Here is a 22,487-nt window from a genome sequence, read left to right as displayed (position 1 = left end):
CCCTTCTCCACAGCGCTGGTTGCTGAGTTGCTGGTCGTCGTAGCCATCATCCTCGGCGCCGCGGTCATCCTGAACGGCAATGCAATCCTGGCGGTGCTTCAATGAACAAGCACCAGCCAATTCCGAAGACGGAGGCAGAACCCAATTTCTTTCACGGCACCAGCTTTGCCGTCGAGGAAATCGCGCTCGGACTCAACGTCCTGACCGTCAAGGTCCGCAACCTGCGTGAAGGCTCTCGCAATCGCAGCGCCGTCACTCAGAAGCTCGCCGCTGAGGACTGCAGCAAGATCGCTGGTCAGATCAAGATCATGAGCGACCTGCTCGTCCGCGTCACCCTCGAGCACATCAATCGGAAGCCACGCGTATGAAAATCATTCCCTGGAACGGCAAGCCCATCAGCCAGCCCGGCATTTACTCGGGCGTCCCGATCGACGTCTATCACGGCGCTGACTTGTGTGACGCGCCGTCGATCTCGTCGTCTGGCCTGCGCAAGATTTCGAACGACTCGCCTGCGCATTATTGGTGCGAGAGCCCGTACAATCCCGATCGCGTCGAGCAGAAGGAAACCGAAGCCCTAGTTTTCGGCCGCGCAGCGCATCACCTGCTGCTCGGTGAAGACGACTTCAACACGCACTACATCGAACGGCCGACCGAGGCGCCGGACGGTCGCGCTTGGAATGGCAACAACAAGACCTGTATCGAGTGGCTGAAGAAACAACGCAAGGAAGGTCGGACGGTACTGCTTCCGGCACAGATTGAAACGATCAGGGGCATTGCCCGGTCGCTGGTTAGGCATCCCTTGATCGACGCCGGCATTCTCAACGGCCTGATCGAGCACACCATCGTCTGGCGCTGCAACGACACCGGCGTATGGCTCAAGGTGCGCCCTGACGCCATTCCGAACGACGCCGGCGACTTTGCCGACCTCAAGACTACCACCAGCGTCCAGAGCCTCGATCTCGCGCGGGCAATTGCCGAGCATGGGTATCACCAGCAGGCCGCGCTTATTGCTGGCGGATGGCACGCCCTGACCGCCCGCGACATCGAAAGCTTCTCGTTCGTGTTCGTCGAGAAGACGCCGCCCTACTGTACCCGCATCGTCACGCTGAAGGACGACGATCTCGCCCGCGGCGAGCGCCAAAACTTCCAGGCGATCAAGACATTCGCGAAGTGCCTCGAGACAGGCGACTGGCCGGGCCCAGGTGCCACGGACGCCGAATACCTCGCCCTGCCCGCATGGGCCCAGAACAAAATCGATCACCAACTTGAAATGGCAGAGGCACAGTAATGGCCGATATCGCTCGCATTGAAGACCGTATCGACCGCGTCGCCGTCGGCGCGCTGGAGGTTTCGGACGCCCTTGGCGGCCTGCGCTTCCAGAACATGGTCGAAGTCATGGAATTCGCCAAGTGCATGGCGATCGCCGACACGGCGGTGCCGAAGCATCTGCGCGGCAATCCAGGCATGTGCCTTGCCGTTTGCGTGCAGGCGCTGGAATGGCGCTTCTCGCCCTTCGCTGTGGCGAACAAGTCCTATGTCGTGAACGACCGTATCGGCTATGAGAGCCAGCTTGTGCACGCTGTCATCGAGCAACGCGCGCCGATCATCGGGCGCCTTAAGCACAAGTTTGACGGCGAAGGTGAAGACCGGCGCTGCATCGTTTCGGCGACGCTGCGGGAGACCGGCGAGACCTTGGAGTATATCTCTCCGCCTTTCTCCAAGATTCAGCCTAAGAACTCGCCGCTCTGGAAGACCAAGCCGGACCTGCAGCTCTATTACAACACGAGCCGGGACTTCTGCCGCGCGTACTTTCCCGACGTTCTCCTCGGCGTCTACAGCCAGGAAGAGCTGCGCGACCACGTCGGCCCCGACAACGCCAAGCCAGTTGGCGACCGCCCCAACGTGGGCGACCGGCTCAAGGGCAACAGGGGCCGCGGCTTCAATGCTTCTCACGTCGAGCGCGAGTCCCGCGGCGGCGTAGTCGAGGATCATCCAGCGACAGGAGGCGCCAGCACTCAAACCGATCTACGTGAGCAGGAATCCAAATCCCAAGTTGTGGATACCGTGACAACGCCAGTCGTGGCGGCTCAAGACGACCAGGCGGGTGAAATGCCCGCCGCGGAATCCCTTTCGTCTGACGCCCCCCAAGGTCAGACGGATACGCCCGCGGCTGATGCCCCCATTGATGCCGCGGGCACCCAATCAGAATTGCCGGTGGATAGTATCGTGTCCGGCAATGTCGCGGCGCAGGACGTCGTCTCAGGCGGGCACGACGTCCTGCAGCCCACGGACGAGCCATCGACGCTCGCCCCTGACTGGCAGGAAACCTACCTGAAGGCGATGGCGCGCGTGAATGATCGCCCGAGGTCCCTGCAGACTCGCCACAACGAAGCGCTCCAACTGATCGGCGGCAAGGCAAACGCCTCAGAGCAAGAATGGATGAAGGCGGTCTATCGCCTCACCGAGCGCCGTCTGCGCTGCGAGATCAGCAAGGACGATTGCGACGCTGCCATTCGGGAGATTTCCTGATGGCTAGTCCCCGAGGCCACGAGCGTCGCGAATTTCCTCTGCCTGTACGCAAGGCTGCGTTCGCCCGCTCCTGCAAGCAGTGTCTCGTGGAAGGCGTTGCCAACATTCCCGGCGTCCCTCAGTGCGAAAGCTGCGGGATCGAACTCCGATCCGGCAACATCGAATACGAACACATCGTCGCGGACGGCCTCGGAGGCGAACCTATCCTAGAGAACTGCGGAGTTTGGTGCCGTTCGTCTTGCTCCAGCAATAAAACGCGCACCGAAGACAATCCGCGCATGCAGAAAGCTGATCGAGTTCTGAAGAAGTCGTTCGGGCTCACTCCACGTAAACAAAAAATAGCCTCACGTGGATTCTCAAAGCTACCGCCCCAGAATTCAGCAAGCCGACCTGTCGTTAGACATTCCGTCTCGGAGGAATCGCTGTGACCGCACCTCTGATCGCAAACTCAGTTGACGGCGTCTCTTACGCGAGAAGTGAATTTGCAGTCTGGTCTCAAAAGCCATCACGACAAGGCCGACAATTATCCCCGCGCCCAGCAAGCGCACACCGATGTCAACAAGTTCGGGACTGTGCATCGAGACGCCTCCCTCAAAGCGAGGATGCGACGAGCCCCTTAACGATCCGTTGTGGGATTCAAATACCAAGGCGGTACTTGAGTGCATCACCGGTCGCGCAGCACGACGGCCAGGCCAACTCAAACGATCAATAGCTAAAAACATTTAGGGGAATGACGATGGGACAGGTGATGAAAAAGGTAATCGTGAAGCAGACCGGACCAAACGAAATACCGACTGAGGTCATGGCAAATGCCATTGTTGCGATCTCTGAAGGTATCAAGAAGCTTCGATCAGGCCGTCTCAACGACAAAGCCTTGTATCTGCTGATCCAGCATGCGGCCCCGACCGGCCAGAACTACGGGAAGATCAGTCAGCGCGAGATCAAGTCAGTGCTTGAGGGCATTGATGCCCTGTCTGCGACGTATCTCAAGAAGCGTCCGACTGCCTGACGCATCCGAGTTCTACCGTCAGAAACGTAACACCAGGGGCAAGATAATGAATATCCGTACCACCTTCGAATATCCGCCCATACCGGTTCGTAGCTTTGATTGGTCGGCCGTGGATGACGATACATATGACGGTGAAGGATGTCTCATTGGCCATGGCGCCACTAAACAGGCCGCTATCGATGACCTGATCGATCAGATTTCTGAGCGCGAAGATGTGGCGCTGGCTTCCCATGACCAAACAAGCACTGGAGAAGTCAAATGAACTTGGCATGGGAAGACATCGCCCACCTGTTATGCTCGTGTGGGAAAGACCACTGCGACGCCGCGAACCACGCTGACGGGGTGAGCCCGGAACGCTATGCGCAGACCAGTGGCTGCGAGAGCCAGGAAGTCTACGAAACTGCGGAGCGGATCGCATCCTACGTGAACGATCTGGCACGCCTTCAGGATGAAGGATGGAAGCGCACGCAAGCCATCCTAGCCGACCAACAGCGCGCCTCTGCCGGCTTCCAGAAGATTAAGTTTTGGTGGTCAGACGACAAACAGTGGTTTTGCATTCTGTCTGACGATGGCGTCAATCAAACGACGATCAGCCTCACAGTTGAAGAAGCCAGTCTACTTTCGATGAACGCTGAGGCTTCGGAGACTATTTCCGTGTGCTCCCATGACCAATTGGGAGGCGCCCGTGGCTAAGCTGACAAAGCCTCAGATCGACTTTCTACGTGACGCCGCCTGCACAAACGGCACCACTTGCGTCGATCGCTACAAACCAATGATCAGATTGCACGACCTTAGCCTTATCGAAGTCCGTGATGCTGGTTTCGGCAGCATCCGCGCCATCGCGACTGACGCCGGCCGCGCCGTCCTGGCTGAGGGAGGCGCAAAGTGAGTGAGAAATGGACGCAAGAACAGTTCTGGGAGTACGTCGAAGGGCTTACTGGCGACTTCAAGGCCGGCCAAATGCGCGAGATGCTGGCCGAGCGCGGGCTCAGCCTTGCTGCCCCATGCATGCGGAAGCCCTTTGGCCACTTCTATTGGAAGTCGAACGGCGACGGCACCGAGAGCCCCGATTTCTGCGAGGGTGATGTGCCGCCCTATGTCCGCGTTGTTCGCGGGCTGACGCCGCTTTACACCAGTTCTGACGGCGCAAGCGGTTGCCCGCGCAAATGCGGGGAAGCAACTGATAGCGCTGGGTCCGGCAATGACCGGAATTGCGACGACACGATGCAGGGATCGCGCCCTGCCGCCGTGGTGAAAGTCCCGCCGTCAGATCCAAGTTCTACTGCCACGACCGCTGAACGCGAGGCGCTGCGCAACGTCCGCGCTGCGATCATGGAAGCCGATCCGGCGGTGCTGTGCTGCACGCTGTGGATGCCAAATCGCATCTCGCCGGCTGAGACCGTTGTCGATCACATTGACGCCGCCCTATCTGCAGCCCCCGCCTCGGCGTGGCAGCCATCGCGTGACGATATGGCCAAGGTCATTGACCCGTCCGCCTGGGTCTCCGCAACAAATGTAAGTCACCATCGCATTTTGCAGCACAAGCAAGCTGACGCTCTCGCTAAAGCCGATGCCATTTTAGCTCTCGCGCCGCCTCGCAATGACGAAACAAGCGGGGGCATGCAGTCATGAAATCCCACGGCCTAACATACACCCCTGAGTTCAACGTTTGGCAGCATATGCGCGCTCGCTGTATGCGAACCAGTCACAAGGCTTATGCCGATTACGGCGGTCGTGGAATTTCCGTGTGCGACAGATGGCACTCGTTCGAAAACTTCTATGCTGATATGGGCTTGCGCCCTGGGCCTGGATACACGCTCGATCGTATCGACAATAACGGCAATTACGAGCCTGCCAATTGCCGTTGGGCTACTAGGACGGAGCAAAACCGAAATCGCCGTGGCAACTACTCCGCCGACGAGGATATCACTCTCCGAGAATTAGCCGCTGCAGGGCTCAGTTTCCGTCAGATCAGCGAGAAGATGAATAAATCACCGCGCTCTGTCGAAGCGCACGCCTACCGGATTGGGTTGAAGTCCGGATGGGAAGCTAACCAGCCGATTTTCGCACCGAGCCGCGGGGTTGAGGCGTCATGACGCAGCCAAGAGTTCATGGCGGTTACGCCGCAATCGAGGGCGACGCTGTCGTCATCCGCTTTCCGCTCGCATTTATGCAGACCGCCATCGACGGAGCTTGGGGTCTTAATGTGATCGATAAGCGCCAGAAGGTCACAGATCAGGCCGAGTTCGCCAAGGAGTTCTGCCGAGAGCTGAACGCCGAAAGCGAGAATGGCACCACCCTGATCCACCGCATGGCGGACAAGGCTTTCGTCAACATGATCGAATCCGGCGCGTTTGGTTTTGATGATTATGAGACCGCGCAACCCAGCCCGTCAGTGGCGGTCAATAAACAATCAACCCAAGGAGATCAGTCATGAAGGTCTGGGCGAAAACAGAAGAGTTTTCCGAAGGGAAGTTTCTGGTAGTCCGTCGCGATGGATCGATACCGCATTGGCCGCATTTTGTGCTCGGCGCACGAGATCCGGCAACGCCTGATGCCTTGCGCGCCTATGCTGATATCTGCCAGCGGCTTGGTTATGAACCGGAATACGTGGCCAGCCTCCGCGAGCTTGCCGACGATTTCAACTCATATCGCCTTCTGCATGGCGAGGGCGACCCGGAAGCACCGCCGCACCGCGTTGATGATCCCAACGTAATCGACGCCATGCGCGGCAACCATCAATCCACAATTATCGTCACGCGCGACAAGCGGAACGTGCCGAAATGAGCGGTCTTTTCATCCTTGGGGATCAAGGCGACTCCATCCAGGCCGCTATCGACGCTGACAATGGAGGCAGGCCATGAGACAGCACAGCAAAGAGGCTTGGGATATCGCAAGTCAGTACAGCCATGTGCTCGCATCAGAGACGCGGGATCTAGCTGCTCAGATCGATGACCTGATCACCAAGCTTCGCGCCGAACGCGACGCCGCCGTCTTGGCCGAGCGCGATCGGTGCAAGAAGTCTGTCCGGAATACCATCTGCAATATGAGCTGGCCACCCGATGACGGCGATCAGCTAATCGACGATCTGCAGACCGGTATCGCGTTGTTTGCGACGGAGGGCAACGGTAAATGATAAGCACCGCCGCAAGACAGCGCCGAAGAGAAAAGCGTGAACTGGCTCACGCCGAACGCGAGCGAGCGCTGATATCTCTACGTGCGCATGGAAAAACATGCTCGAACTGCCAACATGTTGGTCGAGCGCCATTCCCGGCCAAGGGCTGCATTTGCGAACTCGATAGCGACAGCGAAGGCTACGTCATCGTTGAGCTCTCGGGACTTTGTGTTCGCCACGCTTCCGCCGGAGATAAATCATGACGCAGATCAGTGATGAATCGGTGAGGCTGGCGGCTGAGATCATGGAGCCGGGCCTATTCGAGGAAGACCAGCACTCTGACAATCCAGCCGTGATTGCCGCGCGTGAGATTGTCTCGAACAAGGTCCGCGCCGCCCTCACCGCCGCGCTCCAGGGCTCGGTCGTCGTGCCGCGGGAGGCGACTTGGGAGATGGATGCTGCAGCGCGGGTAGCCAGTTGGCCTTACCGCAACATCTATGGCGAGATGGATGACCTCGATAAGGACATAGCGGCAGGGGAAATATGGCGATTGATGGTGGACGAGGCACTGAAGGGTGTTTCGTTGCCCTCTAAAGACGTGGGAGGCTAGGCCTTGCGCTCTCGGCGTTTCAACTCTCGCTCGACGGCCACTCGCAGGAATTCTGCGACCGGCTCCTTTTCGTCCAGTACCGCGTCTATCCGCGCGCGCGTCCCCTTCGGGAAGCGTGCCGGGATTTGCTCTTCGTTGATCTGTGTTCTGCCCATGTCGAAGAATATAGATGATATCACGTATTGTTACAAGAGGTGATTTTGTTGATATCATCTATTGATCTGAATGGAATAGATGATATCTTCTAACCATCAACCGATGGAGAGCGACTTGACCGATTTCAGCCATCTCGACGCAATTGAACTTCGTCTATCGCATGAGCGCGCTCGCGTCTTGCAGGAAAAAACTAAGAAGGCCCGTGAGTGGCGCGAACACAATGTGCGAATGATCGAACAAGAGCGCGACAGCGAAATCAAATTTCTTGAACGCAATGGAGTCAAGTTTCCGACTCTCGAAGAGATCATGTCAGACGATGAGCTTCTCGTGGAACTGGGGGCGTGACGTGAGTGACACCATTGATTGGCAACGTCCTATTGAAACCATGCTCGGACACTCGGCCGAGCTAGTCAGTTCTGACGACATGCGGTTCGTGAAGATTCAATCGGGCATCTTTCTTTACCAGGAAGATGGCACGCCGTTTGAATCTCCATACCCTTCACTTCGCAATGTCCCGGCTTACAACGCGTTTGAACTCTTCCCCGATCTTGCTCGCGAGATCGAACGGATGGCCTCTACCGGGACAACTGGATCGCTGAACGACTGGCAAAGGTTCACCGATGCGGTCAACAACACCATAGCGGAGCTTCGCGATAGGGTGAGCGACCTTCATCGTCGCGCGCAAAAAGCTGAGGGAGTCTTGGCCCGCGGGGGTCGTAAAGAGTGGCTTGATTTGGCGATGCGCTACCGTGACAGGGCGCGAACTGCGGAGCGCCGCACTCCCGCGCCCCTTCCGCAAAAACTCGGGGAGGCTCCATGAGCCGTGTCCCGAAGACCTGGGCCAACCTCCCTTTGTTCGCCACGGACGAGGAAATTGGGGAAGCCGTACTCGGATACGACCGTAGGAGGGAGTTTTCGGGTCTTGCCTCATTGCAGGAGCGGTACGGAATGCCGAAGCTGGATCCCGTGTGGGGCGGCCGCTATGTGCCCGCCGTCAAAGCTTATCTCGACAGCGATTACGGGCTGTCGGCCGTGACCCCGCTCGCTCCCAATGGAATAGAGGGTAATTTCCATGGACCAAAGAAAACGGCCGGCAAGTCCCGGTCTGAAGTGGCGAGGCCGCAAGAACGGCCCGCCGGTCCCGTACTGGTTCGCTGATCCCAAAGCGACCGATAAGGGCTACGAGGTGAAGTCGGCCAACCTGTCGGCGCTTGCAGACGATCCTGCGGCACTGGTCAAACGTGCGCGCCGCCTGCAGGACGAGATGCTGCTGTGGATGAAAGGCGCCATGAAGCCTGGCGCTGTTTTTGATGGCCGCTTCAACTCGCTGCTGGAGATCTACGAGACCGATCCAGAGAGCACCTTCCACGCGCTCAAGCCCGGGGTGAAGCACACCTATGGCGTCTACATCGGGCGCCTCAAGCGTCACATCGGCGAGGTCCGTATTGGGCTGTCAGACGGCCGGGCGGTCAAGCGCTGGTTCAACGAATGGCGCTACGACGAGGATGGGAAAGACCGGCTGCCGCGCGCACGCATGGTTCTCGCGGTTCTAAAGGCCGCTGTGAGCTTTGGCGTGGTCTGCCGCATGGCGGGCGTCAAGGACTTTCAGAACGTGCTGGGTGAGCTGGAATTCCCACGTCCCAAGCGTCGCACGTTTGCTCCATCGGCCGAGCAGATCACAGCGGCCCGAAAGGCGGCCCACGCCCGCGGCGCACCGGAACGCGCTCTGGTCTATGCGCTGCAGTTCGAGACCACGCTGCGGCAATGGGACATCATCGGCCAATGGCTCCCCCTGTCGGATCCGAAGCCGTCCGCTATCCTGCATAAGGGCATGAAGTGGGTCGGCATGAATTGGTCAGCGATCGGCACCGGGATGATCCTGGAACGGGTCAAGCCCACGAAGACCGAAGACACCAGCGAGGTCGATGTATCGTTTGACCTGTCAGTGTGCCCGATGGTCTGCGAAGAACTGACCGCCATCCCTGCGTCGGGGCCGATGATCATCAATTCTAAAACCGGCCTGCCCTACTTCGCTGACCAATTCGAGGACGGATGGAAGGGAGACTTCCAGGCCGCCGGCCTGCCGAAGAAGCTGTGGAATCGGGACCTTCGCGCTGGCGGAATTACCGAAGGTGGCAAGGCTGGTGCATCGCTGGATGATCGCAGCAAGCTTGCCGGCCACACACAAACCGAGACGACGGAAATCTACGACCGCGACATGGTTGAAGCTCACCGCCGTGTCATGGAGAAGCGCGTAGCATTCCGTCCGAAGAACGCCTCGTAAACAGACCCGGGACCATCTCAGGACCGCGGACCAGATCGACTTAATTAGTTTCGATTTATCAGTTGCTTAGAGCGGCACGAAGTTGATAGATGTTAACTTCCGATTAACCCGCTGACGGTGCGACCGCCTTCAGTACCAGCACGGCAGCCTTGAAATCCACCTGCCGCGCCGCGCGCCGCGCGGCGACTTCCTCATCGAGGCCCCACTTCTCGATATTCCAGTCCTCGTCGACAAAGGCCGCGGTCCAGACCTGATCGGCATTCAGATGACCATGGAGCAGCGCCAGCGCGAGCAGCGCCGAGCCGGTGATCGTCGTCACCAGATGCAGCGCGGCGATCGCCCATGGATCGCTCGGCAGCGCCGCACGGGCAGATGCGATGGCCTGTTCGGGCTGGCTGACATGCACGATGCCCTCGGCCAGAATGAAGTGCGCGCCGAGATCATCGGCTGCCCAAAACAAGACAGGGTCCCATGCCGCAGCTTCGCGCGCGATAAGCGCCTCAGGATAGCCCGCGCGATAGAACAGCAGATCGGTGCTGAAGTATTTTGCGATATCGTCGGCCACCGCCAGGGTCCGCGCCTCGTCGCGGATCGCATCGATCACGCTATTGGCCAGCCGCGTCACCGGCATGCTCGTGGGGTCGATGACATCCTGCTGCGCATCCCATTCCGCGACCATGACCTCGGCAATGGCCGATGTAGGAACGACCAGCGGATGGCGCGACGGCGTGCGTACGGTCTTGTCGTCGAGCGTGATGGCAAAACCATCGGGCGTCTCGCTCATCCCAACGGTCTTGTAGAAGCGCTTGCGCTGCGGACCTCGCGTCGACCGTCGCACGGCCTCTTGCGGATCGAGCTGCGACTGGCCGTACACTTCGTCAAACAATTCACGCATCGATGGTCTTGATCCTGTTATCCCGCCATACTTTACGCGACAGACAGGCGCCACGCGAGATCAAATCGCTCGTGTCAGCGATTAGCGCAGGCTCGCGAATAGGTCGCACGATCATTGGGGCCGAGACCCGCAGCAGCACCGTCCTGAAGGCAGTCGGTGATGCGATCACTGAAGGAGCGCCGCGCCTGCGGCACATTCTGTTGTCGTGGCAGATCGCCGAGTTGCGGCACGACAGGTACTTCTATCCGCGGCGGTGGCGGTGCGGGCGGCAGTGGCGTGATCAAAGCCGGGTTGCCGGGCACTCCGATATATTGCGCCGATACCGGCGCAGCGGACAGCACCACCACAACGGCGGCCGCCACAGCGAACGGGATGGGGCGATGTCTCATCTGCCTCATGTCGTCACGATCCCGCATCACATCAAGTGTCAGCGCCGGACAATGTGATCCGCTGCCGTGTGACGGCATTCCCATCCGGCGCGCTCGAGTTCCGGCCGATCATCATTAATCTCCGGATAGCCGATGCAGAAATAGCCGATCAACCGCCAATCACGGGGTATATCGAGTGTCACTGCGATGGCTGCAGGATCGAGGATCGAGACCCAGCCCATGCCGATGCCCTCCGCCCGCGCGGCGAGCCACATGGTAGCGATCGCCGTCACCACCGAATAATCCGCCATCTCCGGCATGGTACGGCGGCCGAGGCCGTGGCCGACATCCGTCGCGTGGTCTGCAAACACCGCGAGGTGGCATGGCGCTTCGCGCAGGCCGGCGAGTTTGAGCGTCGCATAGTTCTGCGCGCGTTCGCCGGTATAGGCGCTCAAGGCCTCGGCATTGCAGGCGCTGAAATTCTCCAGCACCGCCTGACGGCGTGACGCGTCATCGACAATCACGAAGCGCCACGGCTGGCTCAGGCCCACCGAAGGCGCAAGGCACGCGGTATCGATCAGGCGATCGAGAAAGCCCGCAGGCAGTGGATCGGACTTGAAGTGCCTGATATCGCGGCGCCACACGAACAGATCATGCAGACGCGCGCGAAACGCGGCGTCGAACTCCGGCGCCCCGGTTGTTGCTGGCGTCGCGCCTGTGATGTTGTCGGAGCCCGACAACGCCCTACTCTTCCGGTGCGTTCTCGATCGGATCGAACCGGTCGTGTTCGAGACCGAGCAAATTCCACGACTGCAGCATATGCGGCGGCAGCGGCGCCGTCGCGTCGATCACGCCGCCACGCGGATGCGGGATCACGATGCGGCGCGCCAGCAGATGCAGGCGCTTCTGGATGCCGCCCGGCAATTGCCAATTCTCGATGTTGAAATATTTCGGATCGCCGACGATCGCGTGACCGATATGCGCCATATGCGCACGCAACTGATGCGTACGCCCCGTCACCGGCTTCAGCGACACCCAGGCGAGTTTCTGCGCCGAGGTTTCGACCACCGCGTAATAGGTCACCGCATGGCTTGCGCCCTCGTCGCCATGCTTGGCGACGCGCATGATGGTGTCTTCTTCGTTTTCTTCCTTGGCCAGATAGGTCGAGATACGGCCCTGCTTCGGCTTCGGCACGCCGGCAACCAGCGCCCAATAGATTTTTCGCGCGGAGCGTTCGCGGAACGCACCGGTGAGCTTGGTCGCTGCAAAACGCGTCTTGGCGATCAGCAGGCAGCCTGACGTTTCCCGGTCGAGACGGTGCACCAGGCGCGGCTTCTGTCCCTTGGCGTCGCGCATCACCTCCAGCATCATGTCGACATGCCGCGTCATGCCCGAGCCGCCCTGCACCGCAAGACCAGCCGGCTTGTTCAGCACCATGACGTCGGCGTCCTCGTAGATCGTCATCTCCTTGAGCGCCTGCAGCGTCTTGTTGGCAGCCTCGGAGAGTTCACCGACGACCTTCGGCGCATCGAGCTTCAGCGGCGGAATACGGACGGTCTGTCCCTCTTCCAACCGATCCTTGCTGTCGGCGCGCTTGCCGTTCACGCGTAGCTCGCCTTTGCGGACGATGCGCTGGATATGGGAGAAGGACAGGCCGGGGAAATGCGCTTCGAGAAAGCGATCGACACGCATGCCGTTCTCGTCAGGCGTGACGATGACGTTCTGCACGGCGGTGGGGAGCGGCGCCGGCGCGACTTCCGGCTTTGCTGGCTCTTCATCGAGATAGGCCACAGGCGGCCGCGGCTCGCGGAGCGGCGCATTACCGTAACGCGGCGCGGACTTCCCACCCGGACGCGAACCGGAAGGACGCGCGCTTGGTGGACGCTTGCTGCCCGGTCGCTCGGACCGCTGGGGCGCATCGAAGCGCTCGGCTCGTTCGGCACGCTGAGGGCGTTCGGATCGCTCGGCACGTTCCGGCCGCTCCGCCCACTCCGAGCGTTCCGGCCGCTCACCGGCCCGGGCGCGCGGCGGACGCGCACTCATCGGGCGGTCGCTGCTCACGCGGCCGGCCTTGCCGAATGACGGCCGCTCGCCGTTCGACGGGGCGGCCTTGGAGGCAGCGCGCTTCGGTGCTGCGCCCTTGCCACGCGGCGCCTTGCTGCGCTCACCACCGGGGCCACGCTTGGCGAGAGGCTTCTTGTCGCGACGGCTCATGATTGTCTCTCGTTCCTCAGTCTGGTCCAGTAATCCAGCCGTTTGCGAATCTCGCGTTCGAACCCGCGCTCAGGCGGATCATAGAAGGTCTGCCGCCCCAAGGCTTCCGGGAAATAGTCTTGGCCGGAGAAAGCTTCGGGCGTGTCGTGGTCGTATTGGTACCCGTCGCCATAGCCTTCGGACTTCATCAGCTTGGTCGGCGAGTTCAGGATGTGTTTCGGAGGCAGCAGCGAGCCGCCCTCTTTCGCGGTCCGCATCGCGGCCTTGTAGGCCATATAGGCGGCATTCGATTTCGGCGCGGTGGCGATGTAGATCACGGCCTGCGCGATGGCGAGTTCACCTTCGGGATGGCCGAGAAAATCATAGGCGTCCTTGGCGGCGTTGCAGATCACCAGCGCCTGCGGATCGGCAAGACCGATGTCCTCCACGGCCATCCGCACCACGCGGCGCGCCAGAAACAGCGGGTCCTCGCCGGCGTCTAACATCCGGCACAGATAGTACAGCGCCGCGTCGGGATCGCTGCCGCGCACCGATTTATGCAATGCCGAGATCAGATTGTAATGGCCATCGGCCGACTTGTCGTAGATCGGCGCACGGCGTTGCAGGATGTCCTGCAACTGCGCGGCATTGAAGATCTCATTGGTCCGCGCAGCGCGCCAGACTTCCTCGACCAGTGTCAGTGCGGCGCGGCCATCGCCATCGGCCATGCGTACCAGCACAGCGCGAGCTTCGGCGTCGAGCGGCAGAGCGCGGCCTTCGACCTTCTCCGCATGCGCGAACAGTTTCTCGATGGCAGCAGCATCCAGTGACTGGAACACCAGCACGCGCGCGCGCGACAACAGAGCGGCGTTGAGCTCGAAGGACGGGTTCTCGGTAGTGGCACCGACGAGCACCACGGTGCCGTCTTCCATCACAGGCAAGAATGAATCCTGCTGCGCCTTGTTGAAGCGATGCACCTCGTCGACGAACAGCAGCGTCCCCTTGCCCATCTCGCGGCGGGCACGCGCGGCTTCGAACACTTTTTTCAGATCGGCGACGCCGGAGAACACCGCGGAGATCTGTTCGAACTGCAATTCGGTGGCATCCGCCAACAGACGCGCGACCGTGGTCTTGCCGGTGCCGGGCGGTCCCCAGAACACCAGCGAACCCAGCGTACGCGTTTCCAGCATGCGCGTCAGTGCGCCATCGGGCCCAAGGATGTGATCCTGCCCGACCACATCGGACAGCACACGCGGCCGCAGCCGCTCCGGCAGCGGACGCGGCGCGTCCTGCTCCAGCCCGGCTGCGGCAAACAGGTTTGCAGAAGGCGTGGGTTGTTTCGGGCTCATCCGCCGAGTGTAACGTTGATCTGCTGGCCGCCGCGCACCACGACGATGCGCCACAGCCGCGCGCCCTCGCGCGTCACTTTGTCGAGATCGCTGGTCTTGCCTATCTTGGTGCCATTGACCGCGATGATGAGATCGCCCTTCTGGAAGCCGACGCCAGCCGCAGTGGCGGAATCGGTCAGTTCTGTAATGACGACGCCTTCGGTGCTGGAATCCAGCCGCAACTCGTCGGCAACGGCCGGCGAGATATTGGCAACCTTGGCGCCCTGGAATGGCGAACGCGCCGTCAGCGTGATCTCATCGCGACCGGTGTCGGGCGCAGCCTCGAGCGCAACGGTCAGTTTCACAGGCTTGCCACTACGTTGTGCATCGAGCTGCGCGGTGCCACCGAGCGGCCGCGTCGCGAAGCGATATTCGAACGCATTCGGATCCTCGATGGCCTGGCCATCGATGGCGGTCACGAGATCCGAGACCTTGAGGCCCGCCTTTGCCGCCGGGCTGTTCGCGGTGACATTGACGACCAGCGCGCCAGACGGCGTCTTGAGGCCGAGCGTTTCGGCAATTTCAGGCGTGATGTTCTGCAGCCGCGCGCCGAGCCACGGACGCTTCACAGCCTTGCCGCCGCTCTTGGCGGAAGCAACGACAACACGCACCATATTGGCCGGGATCGCAAAGCCGATACCCTGCGAACCGCCGGAGCGCGAGAAGATCGCGGTGTTCACACCAACCAGCTTGCCGGTCATGTCGACCAGCGCACCACCCGAGTTACCGGGATTGATCGCGGCATCGGTCTGGATGAAGAACTGATAGTCGGTGATACCGACCTGCGTGCGCGCCAGCGCCGACACGATACCGTGGGTCACGGTCTGGCCAACGCCGAACGGATTGCCGATCGCGAGCACGACATCGCCGACCAACAGATCGTCGGAGTTGGAAAAATCCAGCGTCGGGAATTTCTCCTTGCTGTCCTTGATGCGCAGCACTGCCAGATCGGTGCGGCTATCCTTGAGCACGATCTCGGCCTCGAACTCGCGCTTGTCCGCCAGCGACACCTTCACCTGGTCGGCACCTTCGATGACGTGGTTGTTCGTAACGACGAGGCCCGATGCGTCGACCATCACACCCGAACCGAGCGAACGCTGCATCTGTTCCGGCTGCATGCCCTGGCCGCCGAAGAAGCGGCGGAACACCGGATCGTCCAGTAACGGATTGCGATTCTGCACCGTCTTGGCCGCATAGACATTCACCACGGCCGGCTGCACCCGCTGCACGATCGGCGCGTAGGACAGCTTCATTTCAGTGGGTGAGGTCGGGACCCGGCGATCTTGTGCAACAGCCGGCGCGAGTGCGGACGACAGGACAATGGCGCACAGAGCGGAAACGGTCGCAGCGTTGCGGAAAAATGGGATCATCATGGCCTCTTTGAGGAAATCGCGGCGAATATAGGCTGCTGAGCGGGGCAATAGAAGGGCGGGAACTAGCTTGCGTCCGCCGGCACATCCTTCTCCACCGGCGCTTTTTTGCGCGGCTGGGGCGCTGCGACCGCGGCCGACTTCTGGCGCATCTTGTGCGCGTCACCCCACGCCTTGAGGGCATCGATAACCGGGCGCAATCCGAGCCCGGTTTCCGATAGTGCATATTCGACCCGCGGCGGAACCTCGGCATAGACTGTCCGGACGACCAGCCCGTCCTCTTCCAGCGCGCGCAGTTGCTTGGTCAGCATGCGCTGCGTGATCCGCGGCATCAGCTTGCGCAACTCGCCGAAACGCAGCCGCCCCTGCTGTAAATGATACAGGATCACGCCCTTCCACTTGCCGTCGATCAGATCGAGCGTCACCTCGACCGGACAGCCCGGCCCATTGCCGAAATCACGCCGTTTCACCGCAAATATCCAATAGTATCCATTCGGTGACTATATCCCTGAAATGACAGTACTTGCAATTGTTGTCGCCTCGGGACACCTCCTGTGGGACATTCCCGCCAGAAGCATGGAGCGCACCCAATGAAAGCAGTCGGCTACACCAAATCCCTCCCGGTCGACGCAGTTGACGCGCTGGTCGATTTTGAGGCTCCGAAGCCGGAACCGACCGGTCGCGACATCCGCGTATCGGTGAAGGCGATCTCGGCCAACCCCGTCGATTTCAAGGTGCGCAAGCGCGCGGCGCCGCCGGCCGGCGAAACCAAGATCCTCGGTTATGACGCCGCCGGCGTCGTCGATGCCGTCGGCCCCGATGTGACGGTGTTCAAGCCGGGCGATGAGGTGTTCTATGCCGGCTCGATCCAGCGTCAGGGCACCAATGCCGAGTTCCATCTGGTCGATGAGCGCATTGTCGGCCGCAAGCCCTCCTCGCTCTCCTTCGCACAGTCTGCGGCGTTGCCGCTCACCGCGATCACCGCCTGGGAACTGCTGTTCGATCGGCTCGGCGTCGCTCCCGGCAAGAGCCTCGATCCGCGCACGCTGCTGATCATGGGCGGTGCCGGCGGTGTCGGCTCGATCCTGATCCAGCTCGCACGCCGCCTCACCGGCCTCACAGTTGTTGCAACAGCCTCCCGGCCTGAAACGATCAAGTGGTGCCAGGATCTCGGCGCACATGCGGTGATCGATCACAGCAAGCCGCTGAAGGAGCAGATCGACGCATTGAAACTGCCGCCCGTCGCCCTCATCGCCAGCCTCACGGGGACGGAGCAGCACTACAAGGCACTTGCCGATCTGATCGCCCCGCAGGGCAAGCTCGGACTGATCGACGATCCCGTTGAATTCAACATGTCCGCGTTCAAGGGCAAGGCCGTCTCGGTGCACTGGGAATCGATGTTCACGCGATCGTCATTCCAGACGCCCGACATGATCGCGCAGCATTACCTCCTCAACGACGTCGCGGATCTCATCGACAAGGGCGTGCTGCGCACGACGCTCGACAAGACCTTCGGCACCATCAACGCCGCGAATCTCAAGCGCGCGCATGCGCTGCTCGAATCCGGCAAGTCGCACGGCAAGATCGTGCTCGAAGGCTGGTGATCACGAAACTGCTACCGCGAAATTCTCGCCTGAAGACACCTACGACAACAGAGCGCATCCCTGGATGCGCTCTTCTCATACGATAGCTAATATAGATAGCTAATTATCTAAATCGCTTGTGATCGAAAAGCGACACCGCAGTGTCGTTCACTACAATGCGATGCGGGTTTTACAGAACTGTCGCAAAGCTTGCCTAGTTTGCCCGCGAGCTCAACGGTAGCTCGCTTGTAAAATGAGAACGCCCCCTGGCGAGAGCCTCCGGACGTTCTCTTTCGCAAGATCACAAACACAGATCCATACGCGTCCATCACCTGCGGAGCAATTCGCGGGGCGTGTCGGATTTTGTCTTCTACAGGGGTACTCCATGTCTTTCACGACACACAAAATCCTGGGCACGCTCGGCGTGATCGGCGCGCTGGCCGCAGGCCCGGCGCATGCGCAGTCATCGAATGATGAGATCGCCGCACTGAAAGCGCAGCTCCGCGCGCTGGAAAAGAAGCTCGATAACGTTCAGAAGCAGGCCAACACCACCCAGAAGCAGACGGAATCGGTCAAGCAGAACTTCGCGAATGCCAACGCCGCCATGCACAAGAAGGCTGTGCCCTTCATCAACGCGAACCTGACGATGCCCGGCAACCGTCCGACCTTCTGCACCGACGACGGTCTGAACTGCATCGCCATCACCGGCCGTCTGCACCTCGACACTGCCGCCTATTCGTTCTCGCCGAAGTCGGCCGGGACCAGCCCGCAGAGCGTGAATGACGGCATCAATGCCCGTCGCGCCCGTCTCGGCCTGATCGGCACCTTCAACAAGGATTGGGAATACGGCGTGATTGTCGATGCCGGCGGTACCACCGATGGCGACGTCACTCTCAACAACGCCTATGTCGCCTATAAGGGCGTCAAGGGCCTGTTGATCCAGGGCGGCTATATCGACGTGCCGTATACGCTGGACGAAGCGACCAGCTCGAACAACATCATGTTCATGGAACGCGCAGCTTCGCAGGTTCTCGCGACCAGCCTCGCGGCAGGCGACAACCGCGCCGCGTTCGGTGGTCAGGTCTTCGGCGATCAGTACTGGGTCGGCGCTTACGTGACCGGTCCGACGACCGGCCTCAACGTCAATCACAGCCAGCCGCAGCCGCTCGGCGCCACCTTCCGCGCCGTCGGTCTGCCGATCAACAACGAAGTCGGCACCGTCCTCGTCGGCTTCGACGCGCTGTATCTCGCCCAGACCGGTGGTGTGACCAACAACACGCTCGGCATGTCCGATCGCATCGAAGTTCGCGTCGATCCGGCGACTAACGCATTGCTGAACACCGGCACCATGAACTTCGTGAACAATGCCCGTGTGCTGAGCGGTGAAGCCGCGGTCAAGTTCGGCAGCTTCATGGCGTCGGGCGAATACTTCGACTACAACATCCAGCGCAGCAACGGTCTGTCCGACCTGAGCTTCAATGGCGGTTACGGCCAGGCCAGCTACGTCATCACCGGCGAACAGCACAAGTACAACACATCGGCCGGCGCCTTCGGCGGCATCAACCCAGCCCGTCCGGTCAACTTCGCGACCGGCGATCTCGGCGCATGGGAACTGGCGGTGCGGTACAGCTACGCCAGCCTGAATGACGGTGTCATTCGCGGCGGTGAACTGAAGAATACCACGGTCGGCGTGAACTGGTATGTGAACCAGAACATGCGCTTCATGTTCAACTGGATCCACGGCACTGTCGACAAGTTCGCCGTCAACAGCAACGTGAACACCGGTGCCGATTACGACGTGTTCGCGATGCGCACCCAGGTGGCTTTCTAAGAGTAAAACGGTTCTGCCGTTCGGAGCTGAATGCTCACGGTCCCACAATCAACAAAGGCGGCGCTTCAGCGCCGCCTTTGTACTTTTCCAGGGCGTACGGTTACGCGATGGTCTGCACGATCCCGCCTTCGGCACGCAGCGCCGCGCCGTTGGTGACCGATGCCTCCTTCGACGAGACATAGACGACCATGTTCGCGATCTCCTCGACGGTGGCGAAGCGCTGGATCAGCGACGTCGAGCGGTGCTGCTTGACGAAGTTGGAAGCGGCCTCTTCGACCGATTGCCCATTCTGTTTGGCGAGATCCTTGACGAAGGTCTCGACGCCTTCGGACATGGTCGGCCCGGGCAGCACGGAATTGACCGTCACGGCCGTGCCCTTGGTAAGCTCCGCGAGGCCACGCGAAATCGCGAGCTGCGCTGTCTTCGTCATGCCGTAGTGGATCATCTCGCCGGGAATGTTCAGTCCGGACTCCGACGAGATGAAAACGATACGGCCCCAGTTGCGCTTCAGCATGCCCTGCATGTAGGCGCGCGACAGACGGATGCCCGACATGACGTTGACCTCAAAGAAGCGCGTCCAGTCCTCGTCGGGAATGTCGAAGAAGCCCTTGGGCTCGAAGATGCCGGCATTATTGATGAGGATATCGACCTCGGGGAGTACCGAGGCGAGCGCGTTGCAGCCCTCCGCTGTCGACACGTCGGCAGCGACGCCTTTCACCTTGGCCCCAGGCACCACTTTGGTGATCGCAGCGATTGCCGCGTCCACCTTGCCCTGACTGCGGCCGTTCACAACAACCTCAGCGCCAGTGGCGGCCAGCCCCTTGGCAATGGCGTGACCAATGCCCGAGGTCGAGCCCGTCACGAGTGCCGTCTTGCCCGTCAGATCGATTTTCATATGCGTGCTCCGTTTGAATGACGGATCTGATATCGGAACGCGGATTGAAAGATGCAACTGCATCCAAAAGACGAAAGCACAACAAAAAAAGCGGCGCACAAGGCGCCGCTTTTCCGAAATTCTGATGTGAGTGGCTTACGCCGCTTCGGCCGAGCCCTGCACCGGACCCGAATCCTTACCCTTGGCGTCTTCGTCGCGATCGACGAACTCGATCAGCGCCATCGGGGCGTTGTCGCCGTAGCGGAAGCCGGCCTTGATGATGCGGGTGTAACCGCCCTGACGATCGGCGTAGCGCTTGGCCAGCACGTCGAACAGCTTGCGGACCTGATCCTGATCCTTCATCTCGCTGATGGCCTGGCGACGCATGTGGAGGCCGCCCTTCTTGCCGAGGGTGACGAGTTTCTCCACGATCGGGCGGAGCTCCTTGGCCTTCGGAAGCGTGGTGATGATCTGCTCGTGCTTGATCAGCGACGCGCACATATTGGCGAACATCGCCTTGCGATGTTCTGCGGTGCGGTTGAGCTTGCGATGAACCTTGCCGTGACGCATTGGAATATTCCTTATATTTCAGTTTGCCGCGACGGTTCGTCGGACATCATGTTGCAGGTGGGCTGCCTGCGTTCGCCCATAACGCCATGACCGGGTTAGACCCCGGCCACGCCGCTCGTGATGCTCAGTAGTGATCTTCGAAGCGCTTGGCCAACTCGTCGATATTTTCCGGCGGCCAACCGGGCACTTCCATGCCGAGGTGCAGACCCATCTGGGCGAGCACTTCCTTGATTTCGTTCAGCGACTTGCGGCCGAAGTTCGGAGTGCGGAGCATTTCTGCTTCCGACTTCTGAACGAGGTCGCCGATGTAAACGATGTTGTCGTTCTTCAGGCAGTTTGCCGAACGCACCGAGAGCTCGAGCTCGTCGACCTTCTTGAGGAAAGCCGGGTTGAAAGCGAGATCCGGGATGACTTCCTGAGCAACTTCCTTGCGGGGCTCTTCGAAGTTCACGAACACGTTGAGCTGGTCCTGCAGGATGCGCGCGGCATAAGCAACCGCGTCATCCGGCGTCAGCGCGCCGTTGGTCTCGATGGTCATCGTCAGCTTGTCGTAATCGAGGATCTGGCCCTCACGGGTGTTCTCGACCTTGTACGACACCTTGCGAACCGGCGAGTACAGGCTGTCGATCGGGATCAGGCCGATCGGCGCGTCTTCCGGACGGTTATGCTCGGCAGCGACGTAGCCCTTGCCGCCGGCAACGGTGAATTCCATGCGGATCTCCGCGCCCTCGTCGAGGGTGCAGATCTGCAGGTCGGGATTGAGAACGGTCACGTCGCCGACAGTCTGAATGTCGCCGGCGGTCACGACGCCCGGACCCTGCTTCTTCACGACCATGCGCTTCGGGCCTTCGCCCAGCATCTTGATCGAGATGTCCTTCACGTTCAGCACGATGTCGGTGACGTCTTCACGCACGCCGGCGATCGAGGAGAATTCATGCAGCACGCCGTCGATGTGCACCGACTGCACGGCAGCGCCCTGCAGCGAGGACAACAGGATGCGGCGGAGTGCGTTACCGAGGGTCTGACCGAAACCGCGCTCGAGCGGTTCGGCAACCAGGGTCGCAAAACGGGTTGGATCGCTGCCAGGGGTTACCTGCAGCTTGTTCGGCCGGATAAGTTCTTGCCAATTTTTCTGGATCGTCACTGTGTCACCCATGCCATCAAACTCACTGGCGTTGGAGATCGCGGATCAGTCCGCGTAAGTCGCATCGCAAAAGCGATCGCGGGCAGCCGAGCCACCCGCGATCAAAAAGTATTAAACGCGCCGACGCTTGCGCGGGCGGCAACCGTTGTGCGGGATCGAGGTCACGTCGCGGATCGAGGTGACCGTGAAGCCCGCGGCCTGCAGCGCGCGGAGAGCCGATTCACGACCCGAACCCGGACCGCCGACTTCGACTTCGAGTGTGCGCATGCCATGTTCCTGCGCCTTCTTCGACACGTCTTCAGCAGCAACCTGCGCTGCATACGGGGTCGACTTGCGCGAACCCTTGAAGCCCATCGTGCCAGCCGACGACCAGGCAATCGTGTTGCCCTGCGCGTCGGTGATGGTGATGGTCGTGTTATTGAACGACGAATTCACGTGCGCGATGCCCGATGCAATGTTCTTGCGCTCGCGGCGACGAATACGTCCGGCTTCCTTTGCCATCTCTAACCTTTCTGAGGATCTCAACGCCGCCGTAATGCCAGCGGCTACACCAAAAAATAATTGCAGA

General features: G+C 60.6%; 27 protein-coding genes. 16 read left to right on the top strand and 11 right to left on the bottom strand.

What is annotated here, in order from left to right:
- The first annotated feature begins 101 nt into the window (after nt 1-101).
- The 14 genes from AB8A38_RS01125 (at nt 102) to AB8A38_RS01060 (ending at nt 9,703) form a co-directional block, all read left to right on the top strand.
- Complete coding sequence (locus tag AB8A38_RS01125) at nt 102-368, top strand: hypothetical protein (RefSeq protein ID WP_439084632.1); 267 nt, start codon at nt 102-104, stop codon at nt 366-368.
- Nucleotides 365-1,288, top strand: a complete 924-nt coding sequence (locus tag AB8A38_RS01120; protein WP_439084631.1) for a PD-(D/E)XK nuclease-like domain-containing protein — start codon at nt 365-367, stop codon at nt 1,286-1,288. Before AB8A38_RS01125 ends, AB8A38_RS01120 begins: the two co-directional genes overlap by 4 nt.
- Entirely contained in the window at nt 1,288-2,529 is a 1,242-nt protein-coding gene (locus AB8A38_RS01115; protein ID WP_439084630.1) for a hypothetical protein, read from the top strand. Before AB8A38_RS01120 ends, AB8A38_RS01115 begins: the two co-directional genes overlap by 1 nt.
- 736 nt (nt 2,530-3,265) lie before the next feature.
- Nucleotides 3,266-3,538: a hypothetical protein gene (locus AB8A38_RS01110; RefSeq protein WP_439084629.1), complete on the top strand. Its 273-nt coding sequence runs from the start codon at nt 3,266-3,268 to the stop codon at nt 3,536-3,538.
- 46 nt (nt 3,539-3,584) lie between these two features.
- Nucleotides 3,585-3,800 (top strand): hypothetical protein, encoded by a 216-nt coding sequence (locus AB8A38_RS01105; RefSeq protein WP_439084628.1) that lies wholly within the window; start codon nt 3,585-3,587, stop codon nt 3,798-3,800.
- Nucleotides 3,797-4,231 (top strand): hypothetical protein, encoded by a 435-nt coding sequence (locus AB8A38_RS01100; RefSeq protein ID WP_439084627.1) that lies wholly within the window; start codon nt 3,797-3,799, stop codon nt 4,229-4,231. The genes AB8A38_RS01105 and AB8A38_RS01100 overlap by 4 nt, the downstream gene beginning before the upstream one ends.
- Nucleotides 4,232-4,423: 192 nt before the next feature.
- Nucleotides 4,424-5,170: a hypothetical protein gene (locus AB8A38_RS01095; protein WP_439084626.1), complete on the top strand. Its 747-nt coding sequence runs from the start codon at nt 4,424-4,426 to the stop codon at nt 5,168-5,170.
- Nucleotides 5,171-5,630: 460 nt separating this feature from the next.
- Nucleotides 5,631-5,975: a hypothetical protein gene (locus AB8A38_RS01090; protein ID WP_439084625.1), complete on the top strand. Its 345-nt coding sequence runs from the start codon at nt 5,631-5,633 to the stop codon at nt 5,973-5,975.
- Complete coding sequence (locus tag AB8A38_RS01085; RefSeq protein ID WP_439084624.1) at nt 5,972-6,325, top strand: hypothetical protein; 354 nt, start codon at nt 5,972-5,974, stop codon at nt 6,323-6,325. The genes AB8A38_RS01090 and AB8A38_RS01085 overlap by 4 nt, the downstream gene beginning before the upstream one ends.
- Before the next feature lie 73 nt (nt 6,326-6,398).
- Complete coding sequence (locus tag AB8A38_RS01080; RefSeq protein WP_439084623.1) at nt 6,399-6,674, top strand: hypothetical protein; 276 nt, start codon at nt 6,399-6,401, stop codon at nt 6,672-6,674.
- A 238-nt stretch (nt 6,675-6,912) separates the two neighbouring features.
- Complete coding sequence (locus tag AB8A38_RS01075) at nt 6,913-7,263, top strand: hypothetical protein (RefSeq protein WP_439084622.1); 351 nt, start codon at nt 6,913-6,915, stop codon at nt 7,261-7,263.
- Between the two features lie 270 nt (nt 7,264-7,533).
- Complete coding sequence (locus AB8A38_RS01070) at nt 7,534-7,764, top strand: hypothetical protein (RefSeq protein ID WP_439084621.1); 231 nt, start codon at nt 7,534-7,536, stop codon at nt 7,762-7,764.
- Nucleotide 7,765: 1 nt separating this feature from the next.
- A complete protein-coding gene (locus AB8A38_RS01065) occupies nt 7,766-8,239 on the top strand; it encodes a hypothetical protein (RefSeq protein ID WP_439084620.1) in 474 nt (157 codons plus the stop codon).
- Nucleotides 8,240-8,491: 252 nt separating this feature from the next.
- The gene (locus tag AB8A38_RS01060; protein ID WP_439084619.1) at nt 8,492-9,703 is read left to right on the top strand and encodes a hypothetical protein; all 1,212 of its coding nucleotides are present in this window, start codon (nt 8,492-8,494) and stop codon (nt 9,701-9,703) included.
- 103 nt (nt 9,704-9,806) lie between these two features.
- Here AB8A38_RS01060 and AB8A38_RS01055 read toward each other — a convergent pair whose 3' ends face one another.
- The 7 genes from AB8A38_RS01055 to AB8A38_RS01025 form a co-directional block, all read right to left on the bottom strand.
- Complete coding sequence (locus AB8A38_RS01055; RefSeq protein WP_439084618.1) at nt 9,807-10,598, bottom strand: ATP12 family chaperone protein; 792 nt, start codon at nt 10,596-10,598, stop codon at nt 9,807-9,809.
- Between the two features lie 74 nt (nt 10,599-10,672).
- Nucleotides 10,673-10,987: a hypothetical protein gene (locus AB8A38_RS01050; RefSeq protein ID WP_315842698.1), complete on the bottom strand. Its 315-nt coding sequence runs from the start codon at nt 10,985-10,987 to the stop codon at nt 10,673-10,675.
- A 38-nt stretch (nt 10,988-11,025) separates the two neighbouring features.
- Nucleotides 11,026-11,706 (bottom strand): 5,6-dimethylbenzimidazole synthase, encoded by a 681-nt coding sequence (bluB, locus tag AB8A38_RS01045; protein WP_439084617.1) that lies wholly within the window; start codon nt 11,704-11,706, stop codon nt 11,026-11,028.
- 4 nt (nt 11,707-11,710) lie between these two features.
- Entirely contained in the window at nt 11,711-13,180 is a 1,470-nt protein-coding gene (locus AB8A38_RS01040; RefSeq protein WP_439084616.1) for an RluA family pseudouridine synthase, read from the bottom strand.
- Nucleotides 13,177-14,508 (bottom strand): replication-associated recombination protein A, encoded by a 1,332-nt coding sequence (locus AB8A38_RS01035; RefSeq protein WP_439084615.1) that lies wholly within the window; start codon nt 14,506-14,508, stop codon nt 13,177-13,179. Before AB8A38_RS01035 ends, AB8A38_RS01040 begins: the two co-directional genes overlap by 4 nt.
- Complete coding sequence (locus AB8A38_RS01030; protein ID WP_439084614.1) at nt 14,505-15,917, bottom strand: DegQ family serine endoprotease; 1,413 nt, start codon at nt 15,915-15,917, stop codon at nt 14,505-14,507. Before AB8A38_RS01030 ends, AB8A38_RS01035 begins: the two co-directional genes overlap by 4 nt.
- 65 nt (nt 15,918-15,982) lie before the next feature.
- Nucleotides 15,983-16,387 carry a winged helix-turn-helix transcriptional regulator gene (locus AB8A38_RS01025; protein WP_439084613.1) on the bottom strand — a complete coding sequence of 135 codons (405 nt, stop codon included), beginning with the start codon at nt 16,385-16,387 and terminating at the stop codon, nt 15,983-15,985.
- 120 nt (nt 16,388-16,507) lie between these two features.
- Between AB8A38_RS01025 and AB8A38_RS01020 the strand changes: the two genes are divergently transcribed.
- On the top strand, nt 16,508-17,521 hold the full coding sequence (locus AB8A38_RS01020; protein WP_439084612.1) for a zinc-binding alcohol dehydrogenase family protein: 1,014 nt from the start codon (nt 16,508-16,510) through the stop codon (nt 17,519-17,521).
- Between the two features lie 364 nt (nt 17,522-17,885).
- Entirely contained in the window at nt 17,886-19,331 is a 1,446-nt protein-coding gene (locus AB8A38_RS01015; RefSeq protein WP_439084611.1) for a porin, read from the top strand.
- Nucleotides 19,332-19,431: 100 nt separating this feature from the next.
- Here the strand turns inward: AB8A38_RS01015 and AB8A38_RS01010 are convergent, their stop codons facing one another.
- From AB8A38_RS01010 to rpsK, 4 genes are all read right to left on the bottom strand, one after another.
- Nucleotides 19,432-20,226 carry an SDR family NAD(P)-dependent oxidoreductase gene (locus AB8A38_RS01010; protein ID WP_439084610.1) on the bottom strand — a complete coding sequence of 265 codons (795 nt, stop codon included), beginning with the start codon at nt 20,224-20,226 and terminating at the stop codon, nt 19,432-19,434.
- Nucleotides 20,227-20,361: 135 nt separating this feature from the next.
- A complete protein-coding gene (gene rplQ, locus AB8A38_RS01005; protein ID WP_068731449.1) occupies nt 20,362-20,775 on the bottom strand; it encodes a 50S ribosomal protein L17 in 414 nt (137 codons plus the stop codon).
- 124 nt (nt 20,776-20,899) lie between these two features.
- The gene (locus tag AB8A38_RS01000; protein ID WP_089268181.1) at nt 20,900-21,931 is read right to left on the bottom strand and encodes a DNA-directed RNA polymerase subunit alpha; all 1,032 of its coding nucleotides are present in this window, start codon (nt 21,929-21,931) and stop codon (nt 20,900-20,902) included.
- A gap of 99 nt (nt 21,932-22,030) precedes the next feature.
- Entirely contained in the window at nt 22,031-22,420 is a 390-nt protein-coding gene (rpsK, locus tag AB8A38_RS00995; RefSeq protein ID WP_068731453.1) for a 30S ribosomal protein S11, read from the bottom strand.
- Between the last annotated feature and the right edge of the window lie 67 nt (nt 22,421-22,487).

It is taken from the genome of Tardiphaga sp. 839_C3_N1_4 (assembly GCF_051811045.1).
Taxonomy (GTDB): Bacteria; Pseudomonadota; Alphaproteobacteria; order Rhizobiales; family Xanthobacteraceae; genus Tardiphaga.
The sequence above is the reverse complement of the archived record's forward strand: the minus strand, read 5'-3'. Positions and strand labels throughout refer to the sequence as shown.